This window comes from Nakamurella flava (assembly GCF_005298075.1).
In the GTDB taxonomy this organism is placed as follows: Bacteria; Actinomycetota; Actinomycetes; order Mycobacteriales; family Nakamurellaceae; genus Nakamurella; species Nakamurella flava.
Map to the genome: position 1 here is coordinate 431,769 of NZ_SZZH01000006.1, position 15,818 is coordinate 447,586.

General features: G+C 70.3%; 16 protein-coding genes. 12 read left to right on the forward strand and 4 right to left on the reverse strand.

Features of this window, described 5'->3' with window-relative positions:
* The first annotated feature begins 45 nt into the window (after positions 1-45).
* Positions 46-708: a TetR family transcriptional regulator gene (locus tag FDO65_RS19950; protein ID WP_166442311.1), complete on the forward strand. Its 663-nt coding sequence runs from the start codon at positions 46-48 to the stop codon at positions 706-708.
* Positions 705-2,378: an MDR family MFS transporter gene (locus FDO65_RS19955; protein ID WP_205850189.1), complete on the forward strand. Its 1,674-nt coding sequence runs from the start codon at positions 705-707 to the stop codon at positions 2,376-2,378. The genes FDO65_RS19950 and FDO65_RS19955 overlap by 4 nt, the downstream gene beginning before the upstream one ends.
* Before the next feature lie 39 nt (positions 2,379-2,417).
* Here the strand turns inward: FDO65_RS19955 and FDO65_RS19960 are convergent, their stop codons facing one another.
* Both FDO65_RS19960 and FDO65_RS19965 read right to left on the reverse strand, forming a co-directional pair.
* Positions 2,418-2,966: a hypothetical protein gene (locus FDO65_RS19960; protein WP_137451467.1), complete on the reverse strand. Its 549-nt coding sequence runs from the start codon at positions 2,964-2,966 to the stop codon at positions 2,418-2,420.
* Positions 2,967-3,119: 153 nt separating this feature from the next.
* On the reverse strand, positions 3,120-4,298 hold the full coding sequence (locus FDO65_RS19965; RefSeq protein ID WP_137451468.1) for a thiolase family protein: 1,179 nt from the start codon (positions 4,296-4,298) through the stop codon (positions 3,120-3,122).
* Positions 4,299-4,554: 256 nt separating this feature from the next.
* Between FDO65_RS19965 and rpsF the strand changes: the two genes are divergently transcribed.
* From rpsF to FDO65_RS20005, 8 genes are all read left to right on the forward strand, one after another.
* Positions 4,555-4,863, forward strand: a complete 309-nt coding sequence (gene rpsF, locus FDO65_RS19970; RefSeq protein WP_137451469.1) for a 30S ribosomal protein S6 — start codon at positions 4,555-4,557, stop codon at positions 4,861-4,863.
* Between the two features lie 4 nt (positions 4,864-4,867).
* A complete protein-coding gene (locus FDO65_RS19975; RefSeq protein ID WP_137451470.1) occupies positions 4,868-5,392 on the forward strand; it encodes a single-stranded DNA-binding protein in 525 nt (174 codons plus the stop codon).
* Positions 5,393-5,452: 60 nt separating this feature from the next.
* A complete protein-coding gene (rpsR, locus tag FDO65_RS19980) occupies positions 5,453-5,689 on the forward strand; it encodes a 30S ribosomal protein S18 (RefSeq protein WP_137451471.1) in 237 nt (78 codons plus the stop codon).
* A gap of 26 nt (positions 5,690-5,715) precedes the next feature.
* Positions 5,716-6,174: a 50S ribosomal protein L9 gene (gene rplI, locus FDO65_RS19985; RefSeq protein ID WP_137451472.1), complete on the forward strand. Its 459-nt coding sequence runs from the start codon at positions 5,716-5,718 to the stop codon at positions 6,172-6,174.
* A gap of 826 nt (positions 6,175-7,000) precedes the next feature.
* On the forward strand, positions 7,001-9,643 hold the full coding sequence (gene dnaB, locus FDO65_RS19990; protein WP_420847556.1) for a replicative DNA helicase: 2,643 nt from the start codon (positions 7,001-7,003) through the stop codon (positions 9,641-9,643).
* Between the two features lie 86 nt (positions 9,644-9,729).
* Positions 9,730-10,629, forward strand: a complete 900-nt coding sequence (locus tag FDO65_RS19995) for a siderophore-interacting protein (RefSeq protein WP_137451474.1) — start codon at positions 9,730-9,732, stop codon at positions 10,627-10,629.
* An 88-nt stretch (positions 10,630-10,717) separates the two neighbouring features.
* Positions 10,718-11,758 (forward strand): sigma-70 family RNA polymerase sigma factor, encoded by a 1,041-nt coding sequence (locus FDO65_RS20000; protein ID WP_137451475.1) that lies wholly within the window; start codon positions 10,718-10,720, stop codon positions 11,756-11,758.
* Entirely contained in the window at positions 11,755-12,387 is a 633-nt protein-coding gene (locus tag FDO65_RS20005; protein ID WP_137451476.1) for an SIMPL domain-containing protein, read from the forward strand. Before FDO65_RS20000 ends, FDO65_RS20005 begins: the two co-directional genes overlap by 4 nt.
* Positions 12,388-12,402: 15 nt before the next feature.
* Here the strand turns inward: FDO65_RS20005 and FDO65_RS20010 are convergent, their stop codons facing one another.
* The gene (locus tag FDO65_RS20010; protein WP_137451477.1) at positions 12,403-13,362 is read right to left on the reverse strand and encodes a LysR family transcriptional regulator; all 960 of its coding nucleotides are present in this window, start codon (positions 13,360-13,362) and stop codon (positions 12,403-12,405) included.
* Between the two features lie 72 nt (positions 13,363-13,434).
* On the opposite strand from FDO65_RS20010, the gene FDO65_RS20015 reads away from it, so the two are divergent.
* The gene (locus tag FDO65_RS20015) at positions 13,435-14,340 is read left to right on the forward strand and encodes an EamA family transporter (protein WP_205850190.1); all 906 of its coding nucleotides are present in this window, start codon (positions 13,435-13,437) and stop codon (positions 14,338-14,340) included.
* A gap of 9 nt (positions 14,341-14,349) precedes the next feature.
* On the forward strand, positions 14,350-15,042 hold the full coding sequence (locus FDO65_RS22600) for a ribonuclease H family protein (RefSeq protein WP_205850191.1): 693 nt from the start codon (positions 14,350-14,352) through the stop codon (positions 15,040-15,042).
* 132 nt (positions 15,043-15,174) lie between these two features.
* On the opposite strand, the gene FDO65_RS20025 is transcribed toward FDO65_RS22600, so the two are convergent.
* Positions 15,175-15,789: a LysE/ArgO family amino acid transporter gene (locus FDO65_RS20025; protein WP_137451479.1), complete on the reverse strand. Its 615-nt coding sequence runs from the start codon at positions 15,787-15,789 to the stop codon at positions 15,175-15,177.
* Positions 15,790-15,818: the final 29 nt, after the last annotated feature.

The following is a 15,818-nucleotide window of genomic DNA, read 5'->3' on the forward strand; positions in this document are numbered from 1 at the left end:
AGGTCACTCGGCTTGGTGACGACAGAACTTGCATACTCTGCAATGATGCAGAGTATGCAAGTTGATGCCGTCGAGGGGTTGCGGACCACCAAGAAGCGGGCCACCCGGACGCAGTTGATCACCGCGGCGCGGCGGCTCACTGTGGAGCACGGCCTGGACGGGGTGACCGTCGAGATGATTGCGGCCGAGGCCGGGGTCTCCGTGCGGACGTTCCACAACTACTTCCCGACCAAGGACGACGCCCTGGTCGGCGACCAGCCCGAACTCGGCGACGAGGAGGCCGCCCGGCGCTTCGTCGCCGGCGGACCCACCGGCGTCCTGCTGCCCGACCTGGTCGATCTGGTGGACCCGAGCCGGACGATCGACGGCACCGACCCGTCGGAGCTGCGCCTGGTGCACACCGTCCTGCTGGCCGAGCCCCGACTATTGGCCCGCCAGCTCGCGCACGCCATGGCCCAGGAGGACCGAATCGCCGGTCTCATCGCGCAGCGACGCGGCCGCACCGCACCCGACGCGGCCTGCCGGACGGTGGCGGCCGTCGTCGGCGCCGTCCTGCGGGCCGCCTTCACCGAGTGGGTGACCGCGGACGACGGCAGCCCGCTGCGCTCGCACCTCGACGCCTGCCTCGCCGTCGCCATGACCGAACTCGGACCCGACCCCGCCGCCCTCCGCGAACCCCGCCCTTCCGCTGACCTGGAGTACTCGTGACCACCACCCCGTCGGCACCGCTGGTGCTGACCCAACGCCGGATCTGGCTGATCTTCTCGGCCCTGCTCGCGGGCATGCTGCTGTCCAGCCTGGACCAGACGATCGTCTCCACCGCGATGCCGACCATCGTCGGCGACCTCGGCGGGGTGGCCCACATGACGTGGGTGACCACCGCGTACCTGCTGGCCACCACCATCGCCATGCCGATCTACGGCAAGTTCGGCGACATCTTCGGCCGCCGCAACCTTTTCCTCATCGCCATCGCCCTGTTCACGCTGGCCTCGTTGGGTGCCGCGCTGTCCACGAACTTCTGGGAGTTCGTGGTCTTCCGCGGTATCCAGGGGCTGGGCGGCGGCGGGCTGATGATCCTGTCGCAGGCGATCATCGCCGACATCGTCCCGGCCCGGGAACGCGGCAAGTACCTGGCCCCGATGGGTGCGGTCTTCGGCGTCAGCTCCATCGGTGGCCCGCTGCTCGGTGGCCTGTTCACCGACCACCTGTCGTGGGAGTGGTGCTTCTGGATCAACATCCCGGTCGGCGTCATCGCGTTCGCCATCGCCTGGAAGACCCTCAGCCTGCCCCGCAAGCACAACACCAGCCGGGTCGACTACCTCGGCATCGTGCTGCTGTCCGCCGCGACCACCTGCCTCATCCTGTTCACCGACTGGGGCGGCAAGCAGTACGAGTGGACCTCGCCGACGATCCTCGGCCTGATGGCCGCGTTCGTCGCCGCCGTGATCGCGTTCATCGTCGTCGAGAACCGGGCCGAGCAGCCGGTCATCCCGCTGGCGCTGTTCCGCAACCGCGCCTTCGTCCTGGCCACCACCATCGGCCTGGTCCTGGGCCTGGCGATGTTCTCCGCGCTGGCCTTCATGCCGACCTTCCTGCAGATGGCCTCCGGCACCTCGGCGTCGGTGTCCGGACTGCTGATGATCCCCATGATCGTCGGCCTGATCGGCACGCTGACCGTCTCGATGCGGCACATCACCAAGACCGGTCGCTACAAGATCTTCCCGATCCTCGGCGCCGTCGTCACCGCGCTGGGCATGCTGTGGATGACGACACTGGCCGGGAACACGCCGATCTGGCTGATCTGCGCCATGCTCTTCGTGCTCGGCGCCGGCCTCGGCTTCATCATGCAGGTCATCGTCCTGGTGGTGCAGAACGCGGTCGACCCGCACGACGTGGGCACCGCGACCAGCACCAACAACTACTTCCGTGAGGTCGGCGCCAGCCTGGGGGTCGCCATCTTCGGGTCGATCTTCACCAGCCGGCTGGTCGAGGGCCTGGGCTCCGCGTTCGCGGCGAATCCCGCGCAGGCCGCGACCAGCGGACTGGACCCGGCGTCCCTGGTCCCCGCCCAGGTCAAGGCGGTCGGCGAACCGCTGCACACGGCGATCGTCGACTCCTATGCGAGTGCCCTCGCGCCGGTGTTCTGGTACCTCATCCCGGCGGTGCTGGTCGCCCTCGTCCTGGCGTTCTGGCTCCCGGAGATCCCGCTGTCCGACGAGGCCGGCATGATCGCCCGCGGTGAGGCGGTGGCCGACGAGTCCGCGCTGGCCGGGCTGGCCCCGGTGTCGGTGACGGACGAGTCCGACCCGGTGCTGGCCGTTCCCAGCCCGGGCTCCGATGGCGATCGACCGACGGACGGGCGGCACGCCGCCCGCTGACGGCGCTGGAGCAGGGCCGACGACGAGCCCGGCGGAGCCCTAGGGGTTCACCGGGCTCGTCGCGACCGACTCCCGCCGATACCGCAGCAGCACCACGGCCAGGCGCGCGACGGACTCGGCCAGCAGGAAGGCGAGGAGTCCGACGACCAGGAACGGGAACACGCCCTGACGCGGCAGCAGATCCTGCTCGGCGACGAGCTTGACGATCAGCAACAGCAGCAGGGCGAGCACCGACTCGATGCTGAACCGCAGAACCACACCGTGGAGCGGGGGAACGGCCCGGACGAAGGTCGACCGGGCGCGGTAGACGCCGAATGCCGCTCCGACGACGGCACCGATGGCGGCCCACAGCATCGACGGCAGCCCGGCGTCGACGTGGCTGAGGAACACCGATCCGACGACGACCAGGGCGAAGACCGGCTCGACGACCTGCAGCAGCAGCGTCCGGAACCGCTCACCCCTGCGCAGGTGCAGTCCGGGATGCGCGGCGGCGATCTCCCGCCCCCGGCGGATCTCCCGGACCATCACGACGAGGACCAACAGGACCACCAACGACGACACCGACACCGCAAGCTCCCCGATACTCATGACGCATCAGTCGTTCCTCCTCACCGTGGGGGCGGCGGTGGCGGAGCCGGACGCATCGCGCCCATGTTCACCCGAAGAGGCCTCGGTCGTCGATCGCAGGGATGGGCCGCCCAGCACGCGCGGTCGGACGGTGCTGCGCGATGGGACCGCCGATCAGAGACGTTCGAGGATGGTGGCGTTCGCCTGCCCGCCGCCCTCGCACATCGTCTGCAGTCCGTAACGGGCGCCGGTGGCGTGCAGGTGGTGTGCCAGCGTCGTCATGATCCGCGCCCCCGAACCGCCGAGCGGATGGCCGAGGGCGATGGCGCCGCCGTTCGGGTTGAGCGCCTTCTCGAGGTGGCTGCGGTCGGTGCCGTCCGGACCGAACTCGGCGAGCCAGGCCAGCGGAACGGACGCGAACGCCTCGTTGACCTCGAACACCCCGATCTCGTCGAGCCGAAGGCCGCTGCGTTGCAACACCTTCCAGGTCGCCGGCAGGGGAGCGGTGAGCATTGTCAGCGGGTCGTCGGCCGCCAGCACCGCGGTGTGCACCCGGGCGAGCACCGGCCAGCCGTGGTGGGCGGCGACCTCCGACGTCGTCATCAGCAGGGCGGCGGCGCCGTCGGAGATCTGGCTGGCGTTACCGGCCGTCACCACGCCCTGCGGGTCGAACGCCGGACGCAGCATCCCGAGTGACTCGAGGGTGCCGCCCCGGCGCACCCCCTCGTCGACGTGCAGCGGCGAGTCCCCGGTCAGCGGGGCCGGGACCGGGGTGATCTCGGCCTGGAACCGGCCGGAATCCTGTGCGGCGGCGGCCTTCTCGTGTGAGGCGAGACTGAACTCGTCCAGCTGGGCCCGGGACAGGTTCCAGCGGCGCGCGATGGCCTCCGCGCCGGGGCCCTGGGCGGGCAGCACCTCGCCGTACCGCTCCACCCAGCCGCGGGCGGTGAACGGGTGGCTCTCGGCCGAGATGCTCGATCCCATCGGGATCCGCGACATCGACTCGACCCCACCGGCCACCACGACGTCGTACTGACCGGCGATCAGCCCGGCCGCCGCGAAGTGCACCGTCTGCTGCGACGACCCGCACTGACGGTCCACGGTCACCCCGGGTACCGACTCCGGCCAACCGGCGGCCAGGACCGCGAGCCGGGCCAGGTCGAAGCTCTGCTCGCCGACCTGTCCCACGCAGCCCCACAGCACGTCGTCGACCTGTGCCGGGTCCAAGCCGGTCCGCGCGACCAGCGCGTTCAGCACATGGGCCGACAGATCGACCGGGTGCACGGCGGCCAGGCCGCCGTTGCGTTTGCCGATGGGTGTACGGACGGCATCGACGATCACGGCGTCACGCATGGTCGACCTCCTGGCACCGGACGTTGCGGGAACGACGAGGCCGGGCCGCGGTCAGCGTCGTTTCCCCAGGCTACGAGCCCCGAGACCGGGACGGGGTGGTCCTGCTGCCGGCCTTCCGACGGGCAACGGCCTGGTAAGCTCCTCGGTTGGCCCGCCGAAGTCGGCGGGCTCAGTTGTGCGGAGCCCCGAACAGGGCTCTGGGCATGACCCTCCTGCCGCGGAACGACCGTGGCCGATGAGTCCATAGGAGGTGCACGTGAGCGTTTCCACCGCTACGCGTCACTACGAGCTGCTGCTCATCCTCGATCCGAGCCTCGACGAGCGCACCGTCGCTCCCTCGATCGACACGTTCCTCAACGTCATCCGCCAGGGTGGCGGCACCGTCGAGAACGTCGACATCTGGGGCCGTCGTCGGCTCTCGTTCGAGATCCGCAAGAACGCCGAGGGCATCTACGCGGTCATCAACGTCCGCTGCCAGGCTCCCGTCGTGGCTGAGCTCGATCGTCAGCTGAACCTGAACGAGTCGGTGCTGCGGACGAAGATCATCCGCCCGGACGCGAAGTAATCGCGTGGCCGGCGACACCCAGATCACCGTGGTCGGCAACCTGACCGCGGACCCGGAACTGCGGTTCACCCCGTCCGGCGCGGCCGTTGCCAACTTCACCGTCGCCTCCACCCCGCGCACGTTCGACCGTGCCTCCGGCGAGTGGAAGGACGGCGAGGCTCTCTTCCTGCGCTGCAACATCTGGCGCCAGGCGGCCGAGAACGTGGCCGAGTCGCTGACCCGCGGCTCCCGCGTCATCGTGTCCGGTCGGCTCAAGCAGCGGTCCTTCGAGACCAAGGAAGGCGAGAAGCGCACCGTCTTCGAGGTCGAGGTCGACGAAATCGGCCCGTCCCTGCGGTACGCGACGGCCAAGGTCAACCGCGCCCAGCGGTCCGACGGCGGCGGTGGCGGCGGCAACTTCGGTGGCGGCTCCAGCGGCGGGGGTGGCGGCTACGGCGCCTCCCGCGGTGGTGGCGGCGCCCCGAGCGAGGACCCGTGGAGCTCGGCCCCTCCGGCCGGCGGCGGGTACTCGGACGAGCCGCCCTTCTAAGCCGGCCGGCCAGCCGACTCCCAGCTCAGCTCACTGCATTCGAAACTTTCGGAGACATCCATGCCCAAGCCCCCCGTTCGCAAGCCGAAGAAGAAGGTGTGCGCGTTCTGCAAGGAATCCGCGCAGCCGATCGACTACAAGGACACCACGCTGCTGCGTCGGTTCATCTCGGACCGCGGCAAGATCCGCGCCCGTCGCGTGACCGGCAACTGCACCCAGCACCAGCGGGACATCGCCACGGCCGTCAAGAACGCCCGTGAGGTCGCCCTGCTGCCCTACACGTCCACCGCGCGCTGAGCGCACTGACGAGAAGGACGACGCAGATGAAGCTCATCCTGACCGCCGATGTGCCCGGCCTGGGCGCCCCCGGCGACATTGTCGAGGTCAAGGACGGCTACGGTCGTAACTACCTCATGCCCCAGGGCAAGGCCATCCTGGCCACCAAGGGTGCCGAGAAGCAGGTCGCGACCATCAAGCGGGCCCAGCTGGCCCGGGAGATCCGCGGCGCCGAGCACGCCAACGAGGTCAAGCAGGCTCTCGAGAGCCTGTCCGGCAAGATCGTCATCACCGCCCGCACCAGCGGCGACGGCTCCCGCCTGTTCGGCTCGGTGACCTCCGCCGAGGTCGCCGACGCGGTCCGCAAGGCCGGTGGCCCGGCCCTGGACCGTCGGACCATCGAGACCGGCGGGCACATCAAGACGGTCGGCCAGCACCCGGTCTCGGTCCGCCTGCACCCGGGCGTGACCGCCGAGTTCTCGGTCACCATCAACGGCGGTTCCTGACCGCTGAGTTCTCGGTCGCCCGCCCATGGCGGTGCCCGACCGATGCCCGCCCGCGTCCACCCATGACGCCGGCGAGCGATTCGACGCCGTCCCCGTCCCGCACACCCGCGGGCGGGGGCGGCGTCGTCGTTTTTCCAGGGTTGCCGGTGCCTTGCGACGCTGGCCGCCCGGCTCACGATCTGAGGGTCAATCGCTCTTTCCGGACGAGTTCGGTCACGTTCTGTGACATCGTCACCCGAGGTGTGCGGCGATCGGTCGGTCGCTCACCCGCTTCCGCCTGGCCGGCGCCCGTCGGCCCTAACGGGGTTGTCGCAGGTCACGGACAGGTGAAGGGAAGATCGCTTCCAGGTGACGGCAATCAGTCGCACCTGTCGGAACGCACGGTCCAGCGCGTCGCGAAAGATTCTTCTGTCCACAGCCACATTGACAAGTCCACAGGGCTTGACCTGGGCTAATGCTGCAGCGGCCGCAACCTGTCCCCAGGTTGTCCCCAGGGCGGTGGAAAACTGGCCTGCGACGATGGGTATTCATCCCCAGGTTGTCCCCACACCTGTGCACAGGCGGGTTTTGCGTCCGTCGATGTGTCCCCTAGCGTCGTCATCCGTCGGTGCGGCAACGCCCCGCGAGGATCGTCGTCTTCACTTTCGGTAGCCAGGCCCGGCTCGGTCGGGACCAGCCGGAACGCGAGAGAACCCGCTGTCGGGGCGGTCGGATAGACAGCACTCACGGTCGGCGTCCAGCGGACGTCGACCGGCCCGTTTCCGAGTGTCGGCGGCGGGCCCCGGCCAAGAGTCGGGATCGGCAACAGGGGGGAGTGCGCGTTCTCGTGGCGGTCGTGGACGAACGGTGGTCCGGTCCGGCGAACAGCCGGGACCGTGGGTCGGAGCGGTCCGCGTCGCCGATGCCCTTCGAGCGCCAGCCCCCGCAGGACCTCGCGGCCGAGCAGTCCGTGCTCGGTGGCATGTTGATGTCGAAGGACGCCATCGCCGACGTCGTCGAGACGCTCCGGTCCAACGACTTCTACAAGCCCGCCCACAGCCTCGTGTTCGACGCCGTCCTCGATCTGTACTCCCGAGGTGAACCGGCCGACACCATCACCGTCGCTGCCGAACTCGACCGGGCCGGGTCTCTCGGCCGGGTCGGCGGAGCGGTGTACCTGCACACGCTGATGGCCACCGTGCCGACCGCGGCGAACGCCGGCTACTACGCGCAGATCGTCGCCGAGAAGGCCGTCCTGCGGCGCCTGGTCGAGGCCGGCACCCGCATCGTCCAGCTCGGGTACGGCGGCGCCGAGGGCGAAGTGGGCGGCGGTGAGGTCGACGAGATCGTCGATCGCGCCCAGGCCGAGCTGTACGACGTCACCGAACGGCGGACCACCGAGGACTACGTCGTCCTCGAGGAGCTCCTCCAGCCGACCATGGACGAGATCGACGCCATCGCCACCGCCGGCGGTCAGTCCGCCGGCGTGCCCACCGGTTTCGCCGATCTGGACGCCCTGACCAACGGTCTGCATCCGGGTCAGATGATCATCGTCGCGGCCCGACCTGGTGTTGGTAAGGCGCTCGCCCTCGACACCCCTCTCCCGACACCCACGGGCTGGACCACGATGGGCGAGGTGGTCGTCGGTGATCAGATCATCGGCGCTGACGGCCGGCCCGTCACGGTCGTTGCCGCCACCGACGTGATGATCGACCGGCCCTGCTTCGAGGTCACCTTCTCCGATGGCGAGCGGATCGTCGCCGACGCCGAGCACCAATGGCTGACCGACACCCGAGCCTCTCGCCGCGCAGCGCAGGAGGCCCGCGCCGGGCGTCCGCAACGGGTCCTCCCCGAGGTCCGCACCACCGCCGAGATTGCCCGCACCGTCCGGTTGGACACCGCCGACGCTCGGCTCAACCACTCGGTCCGTACCGCCGCTCCGCTGCAGCTGCCCGCCGCTGATCTGCCGATCCCGCCGTACACGCTGGGCTACTGGTTGGGCGACGGCACCACCGACTCCGCCTCCTACACCTCGGCTGATCCCGAGGTGGCCATGTTCATCGAGGCCGAGGGCATCGTCGTGGTCCCGCTGGGCAACCTGCGCTACGGCCTGCGACTGCCCGCCGAGCCCGCCGTCGAGCCTCGGCTCTGTGTGGTCTGCGCCAAGTCTTTCGTTCCCCAGACCTCGCAGGTGCGTACCTGCGGCCGCAGTTGTGGTGGGCGGGCCAAGGGCATCGGTGTGACCGTGCCTCCGACCTGTGTCCACTGTGGTTCCCCGTCATCCGGTCTAGCCATGTGCCGGGACTGCCGACTAACCCGCGGCAGTGTCCAGGCGAAGTTGCGCACCCTTGGTGTCCTCGGTGACAAGCACATCCCGGCCATCTACCTGCGGGGGTCCGAGGCGCAGCGTCGGGCTCTGCTGGCTGGTCTGCTCGATTCCGATGGCACCGTGAGTCCGGGCGGACAAGTGCAGTTCGCGGTGACCGACAAGCGTCTAGCGGCCGACGTCCACGAGCTGATCCTGAGCCTCGGCTACCGCAGCAGCGTGATGACCAAGGCGGTCAACGGTCGGAACGCGGACCGGTCTGTCTGCTACACCGTGAACTTCCGTTCGTCAGAGGAAGTCTTCGCTCTCCCGCGGAAACAGCTGGTGCACAAGGAGCGTGACCGCGCGACCTCGCCGGCTCGCCGGAACTCGCGCTATATCACCGACGTGCGCCCGATCCCGTCCGTGCCGGTCCGCTGCGTACAGGTGGACAACATCGACCACCTGTACCTGGCCGGTCGCGCCATGGTCCCGACCCACAATTCGACGCTCGCCCTGGACATCGCGCGGCACGCATCGGTGAAACACCGCCAAGCGGCGGTCGTCTTCTCTCTCGAGATGAGCAAGACCGAGATCACGATGCGTCTGCTGTCGGCCGAGGCGGGCATCCGGTTGTCGCAGATGCGTGCGGGCACGATGAGCGAGCAGGACTGGCAGAAGATCGTCCGGCGGATGACGGAGATCTCCGACGCACCGCTCTACATCGACGATTCCCCGAACATGACGATGATGGAGATCCGGGCCAAGGCCCGCCGCCTCAAGCAGCGCAACAACCTCAAGCTCATCGTGCTCGACTACCTGCAGCTGATGACCTCGGGGAAGCGCGTCGAGTCCCGGCAGCAGGAGGTCTCGGAGTTCTCGCGCCAGATGAAGCTGCTGGCTAAGGAACTCGAAGTGCCGGTCATCGCGATCTCCCAGCTGAACCGTGGTCCCGAACAGCGCACCGATAAGCGCCCCATGCTGTCCGACCTGCGTGAATCGGGATCGCTGGAGCAGGACGCCGACATGGTCATCCTGGTCAATCGACCGGACGCCTGGGAGGCCGACGACCCGCGCGCGGGTGAGGCCGACCTCATCATCGCCAAGCACCGGAACGGCCCCACCACGACGATCGCCGTCGCCCACCAGCTGCACTACTCGCGGTTCGCCGACCTGGCCGGCTGACGGATCGGCCCGGTCGGGATGTGAACGGCTGCACAACCGCGACGAGCCCCTGTTCCTTTCAGGGTTGGTAAGGCTAGCCTTGCCCCATGTCCGACTCCGTCGCCCTCCCGCCCCGCATCTTCCGGGCCGAGGTGGTCTCCGTCCGCCGGCTGACCCCGGTGATGACCCGGGTCGTCCTCGGCGGGCCCGGACTCGCCGATTTCCGCAGTACGGGGGTCGGTGACGAGTACGTGCGGCTGTTCCTGCCGGCCGCAGGCCAGACCGAACCGGTACTCCCGACCGCGACCGCGACCGGCTGGGACTACCCCGACGGCGTCGAGCCGGGCCCGATGCGGACCTACACGGTCAGGGCGGTCGACCCCGGAGCGGGCACGGTCACCATCGACATGGTCCTGCACGACGGCGGTGTCGCCGCGGCTTGGGCGCGCACGGCGAAGCCGGGCGACCTGGTCGGCCTCAACACCCCGGACGCCCTGTACGCACCGCCGCCGGACATGGCCTGGCAGCTGATCGTCGCCGACGCTGCCGGTCTGCCTGCCGCCGCTCGTCTGCTGGAGCAGACCCCGCCCGGTGTGCGGACGCGCGCCGTCCTCGAGGTGCCGACCGCCGCCGACCGGCAGCAGATCCCCGTCCACGACGACATCGACATCTGCTGGGTCTACGGCGGCAACGGCCAGCGGGCCAGTTGCCTCGAACAGGTCGTCCGGACCGCGGAACGCCCCACCGGACCCGGCTACATCTGGGTGGCCGGTGAGACCCGGACCATGCGCGGGGTCCGCCGCCACCTGCGTCACGAGCTGCGTCTGCCCTGCACGGCGTACAAGGTCGTCGGGTACTGGCAGGTCGACAACGAGGCCTGGACCGCCCGCTACCAGGCGCTGCCCGAGGCCACCCGCCAGGAGTTGATGGCGATGTGGGACTGCGATCGTGACACCGAGGACATCCAGGACGAGTGGACCGCACGGTTGGAGTCGCTCGGACTCTGACCGTTGTCGGTCCCCCTCCCTATGCTGGCGGGGTCAGTCCGGCCCGCGGGCCGGGCAGTGCCGGTAGTGCGAGGAAGGACTCCGCCGCATGACCCTGACCGCCCCCACCAGGTCCGACGCCGAGGGATCCCGCCCCGAACCCCCGACCATCGAGGACATCGAGCCGTTCCGGTCCGAACTGACCGGCTACTGCTACCGGATGCTGGGCTCGGTCTTCGAGGCCGAGGACGCCGTCCAGGACACGATGGTGCGTGCCTGGAAGTCGGCCGACGGGTTCCAGGGGCGGTCGAGCCTGCGGTCCTGGCTGTACCGGATCGCCACGAACGTCTGCCTGGACGCCCTGAACGGCCGCAACCGGCGGGCCCGGCCGATGGATCTGCAGGGGCCGGGCCGCCCGGTCATCGAGTCCCTGGGCGCCCCGCTCACCGAGAGCACGTTCATCGAGCCCATCCCGGACCGGATGATCTTCGGCGCCGCGGCTCCCGACCCGGCCGAGGTCGCGGCCGTCCGGGACTCCGTCCGGCTGGCCTTCCTCGCCGCTCTGCAGCACCTGCCGCCCCGGCAGCGGGCGGTGCTGATCCTGCGCGACGTCCTGCGCTGGTCCGCGGCCGAGGTCGCCGAACTGCTCGACACCACCGTCGCGTCCGCCAACAGTGCCCTGCAGCGCGCCCGGGCGACTCTGTCCACCCTGCCGGAACAGGACGACGGGCCGCCCGCGGGAGTGGGTGACCTGGAGGACGAGCACCGCGCGCTGCTGGAGCGGTACGTGGATGCTTTCGAGCGCTACGACATGGCACAGCTGGTCGCGCTGCTCCATGAGGACGCCACCCAGAACATGCCCCCGTTCAGCCTGTGGCTGCAGGGCCGCGACGATCTCATCGCCTGGTATGTCGGGCCCGGCGCCGAGTGCGAGGGTTCCGTTCTCCGCGCGGTGCAGGTCAACGGGCTGCCCGGTTTCGCCCAGTACCGTCGCGACCCGCAGGGCGGCTGGTTCGCCTGGGCCATCCAGGTTCTCGAGCTGCGGGACGGGCGGATCGCCCACATCACCTCGTTCCTCGACACCAAGCTGTTCGCCCTGTTCGGGCTGCCCGAACGGCTGTCGGCCGCGGATCTGGGGGAGACGCAATGAGCGAACGGACAGGCATTACCGTCGTCGGATCGGGGACCGCGGCGGCGGCGGTCGACCAGGTGCAGATCAACCTGGCGGTCGAGGTCACCCGCGCCCAGCTGGGGGAGGCCTTCACGACGGTGGCGCAGACGGTGACCGCGCTCCTGACGATCCTGGCCGACGGTGGGGTGGAATCCCGGTCGGTCCGGACGACCAATCTCAGTCTGGGTCCGGCGTGGGACCACAACCATGGACAGCCACGGCTGGCCGGTTATCAGGCCGGCCAGCGGCTGATCGTCCGGGTGGTGGGGGTGCACGGCCTGGATCGGCTCCTGGGCGACATCGCCACGCTCGGCGCCGAGGGCGTCCGCATCGACAACCTGTCGATGACGCCGGGCTCGCCCGGGCAGGCCTTGGCCCAGGCGCGGGATGCCGCATTCGCCGACGCGAAGGCCCGGGCCGAGCAGTTGGCCGGACTGGCCGGTCGGCGGTTGGGCCCGGTGCAGTCGGTGCAGGAGGCTCCGGGGGGCGGCCACCCAGACTGGATACCCCAATCCACTGGTGCATTCTCGCGCCAGTCCATGCCAGTGGCCGCGGGGGAGACCGACGTCGCCGTCGAGTTGACGGTGCACTGGTCGTTCGTCGACTGACCGGCCCACCACCGCCTAGTCGCCGGACAGGCTGGAAGGTAGCGTTCCCCGTTCGGTGGTCGCACCGGGCCCTGGCAGTTGGCGCCGTCCGACCTCCAGCAGCACGGACCGCAGACGCCGGACGAGGGGGTCGTGCTCCCGGGTGGTCCGCCAGGCCAGCACGACGGGGCGGCGTGGCGTGGGATCCACCACGGGGACCATCCGGACCTCGGGAGGCACGGGGCCGCGACCCAGCCGGGGGATCAGGGCGACGGCCGAGCCGGCCGCCACGTAGGCGAGCTGGGAGGCGAATTCGCTCGACCAGTAGCGCACCCGGGGTGCGCGCCCCGACCCGGCGGACATCTGCAGCAGCCACTGGTGGCACACCGACCCGGTATGCACCGACGCCCACGTCTCGTCGGCCAGTTCGTCGGCGGCGACCCGGTTGCGATCGGCGAAGCGGTGGTGGGCGGGGACGGCCAGATCGGCGACGTCCTCGCCGAGGAGCTCGGTCGCGATCTGCGGCGGAAGGTGCGCGGGGAGGCCGACCCAGCTGTGCAGCAGGGCGAGATCGACCTCGCCGCGCTCGAGGGCCGCCGTGGCCTCCGGGGGGTCGCGTTCGATGACGTGCAGGTCGACCTGCGGTGCGGTGGCGTGCAGTCGCGCCGACGCCTCGGCCACGAGGCCTCGCTCGGCCGTCGAGAACGTCGCGAGGGCGATCCGACCGTCGAGGCTGTCAGCGGTGGTGACCTCGGCACGCAGGGCTTCGAGACTGTCCAGCACTGTCCGGGCGCGGGCGGCGGTGACCCGGCCTGCGGGGGTGAGAACGATGCCGCGGCCGACCCGCTCGGTGAGTTCCACACCGAGGTCACGTTCCAACTTCTTGAGTTGTTGCGACACCGCGGACGGGGTGTAGCCCAGGGCGTCGGCCGTGGAGGCGACCGTCCCCGTGGCCTCCAGGACGACGAGCGCGCGGAGCAGGGACGCCTCGATCATGTAGCGAGGCTACTGAATCCACAGCAGCAAACGTTGCTGGATTTCCGTGTGACCGCGGGGTCTGATCGATGGGTGCGTACGAAGGACATCTGCCTGGCCCTGATGGTCGTGGTGATCTGGGGGGTCAATTTCGTCGTCATCCACGTCGGGCTCCCGGGGGTGCCGCCGCTGTTGTTCGCGGCCCTGCGGTTCGCGGTGATCTGTCTGGTGGTGCCATTCGTGCCGCGCCCCCAGGTCAAATGGCGTGACCTGGCCGCGGTCGGTCTGCTGATGTCGGCCGGTCAGTTCGGTTTCCTGTACTCGGCTCTGGCAGTCGGGCTGGCCTCGGGGCTGGCCTCGCTGCTGCTGCAGGCCCAAGCGCTGTTCACGGTGGCCGTTGCTGCGGTGGTCCTGCGGGAACGGCCCCGTCCGGTCCAGTTGATCGGTTTGGCCGTCGCCGTGGGTGGTCTCGTGGTCGTCGGCGCGGGCCAGTCGGGCGCGACTCCCGCCGTCGGGATCGCGCTCTGTCTGGCCGCCGCGGCGTGCTGGGGAGCGGGCAACGTCGCCGCCCGGCGGTGCTCCGGCGCGTCCGGGTTGGGGTTGACCGTCTGGGGCAGCATCTTCGTTCCGCTGCCCCTGCTGGCGCTGTCGGTGCTCATCGACGGACCCGCCGCGATCGGCCAGGCGCTGACGCATATCGGGTGGCCGGCGGTGCTCTCGACCGTCTACACCGTGGTCCTGGCCAGTCTGGTCGGCTACACGGTGTGGAACGGTCTGCTGGGGCGGTATCCGGCCGGGATCGTGGCCCCGTTCACGTTGCTGGTCCCGGTGGTCGGCCTGCTGGCCGGCTCGCTGCTGCTGGACGAGCAGATCCGACTGACCACGCTGGTCGGCGGGGCGCTGCTCCTGGTCGGGGTCGCGGTCGTCGTGGTGGGCCCGCGGCTGGTGGCCCGCCGGGCGGCGACCGGTCGAGTTCCTGGGGTGCTCGGGCGCACCTAAGGTGGTTCGGTGCCTCTCACCGCCAAGTACGCCACCACCTGCCCCGGTTGCGGCCGCTCCGTCGAACCGGGCGCGCCGATCGGCCGGATCGGTTCCCGCTGGGGGCACCAGGACTGCGCGGAGACCCCCGACGGGCTGCTTCCCCTGGCCGACGTCGACCCGGCGGTCGCCGCCGCGGCCGACCAGCCGTCCGCGGCGCCGGCCTCCCGAGCCCGCACGGCTGGGAGTGCCGGAGCCCGGGCCAAGCGACCGCGGCCGGCCGACATGGTCGCGCCCACCGACGCTCTCGAGGTGTGGACGGACGGTGCGTGTTCCGGCAACCCGGGCCCCGGCGGCTGGGCGTGGGCGACCAGGGACGGTCGGCAGGCCAGTGGGGGCGCGAAGCCCACGACCAACCAGCGCATGGAGATCCAAGCCGCATTGGAAGCCGTGACTGCATTGGACGGGCCGCTGGTCGTGGTCAGCGACTCGACCTACGTCGTCAACTGTTTCCGCGACGGCTGGTGGAAGGGCTGGCTCGCCCGCGACTGGCAGACCAGTGCCAAGAAGCCGGTCGCCAACCGCGACCTCTGGGAGCCGCTGATCACCGCCGTCAACGATCGCGGTGACGTCTCGTTCCGCTGGGTCAAGGGCCACTCCGGGGACGAGATGAACGACCTGGTGGACCGTCTCGCGGTGGCGGCGGCCAAGGACGTGGCCTGACGGTCGACGCCGCCCGGGGTCGCTGGCGCTGATCATGTCGTCGCCCACGGTCCCCACCCGGCCTCGAATCGCATCGTTGGTCAGCGTCGGCGGGGATCGTCGGCGTCCGGGGCGGCCGAGATGTCGACCGGCTCAGGCCGACAGCACCAGCGAGACGGCCAGGGTGAACATGACGGCCGCGATGAAGCCGTCCAGGACCCGCCACGCCGCCGGGCGGGCGAAGACCGGTCGCAACAGGCGGGCGCCGTAGCCGAGCGCCGTGAACCACAGGATGCTCGCGAGACCCGCCCCCGCGGCGAACCACCAGCGCTGGTCGCCGTGGGTGCCGGAGATGGATCCGAGTAGCACCACGGTGTCGAGGTAGACGTGCGGGTTGAGCCAGGTGAGGGCCAGGACGGTGGCGAGGGTGACGCCCAGAGCCGTTGCTGCACCTGAAGGATCGGTGATCAGCGCGCCACCCCGCAGGGCGCGGCGGGCGGCGAGCAGGCCGTAGGCGAAGAGGAACGCGGCCCCGGCGTAGCGGATGACGGTGAGCAGCCACGGGACCGCCGACACGAGCGTCCCCGCCCCGGCGACCCCGGCCATGATCAGTACGAGGTCGGAGATCGCGCAGACGGCGACGACGGGTCCGACGTGTTCGCCGCGCAGCCCCTGGCGCAGGACGAAGGCGTTCTGAGCACCGATGGCGACGATGAGGGACAGGCCGAAGCCGAGGCCGGCGAGCGCGGCGGGCAGTGCTGGGGTCACGGCCGCGACGCTACGGATCACGAACGTCA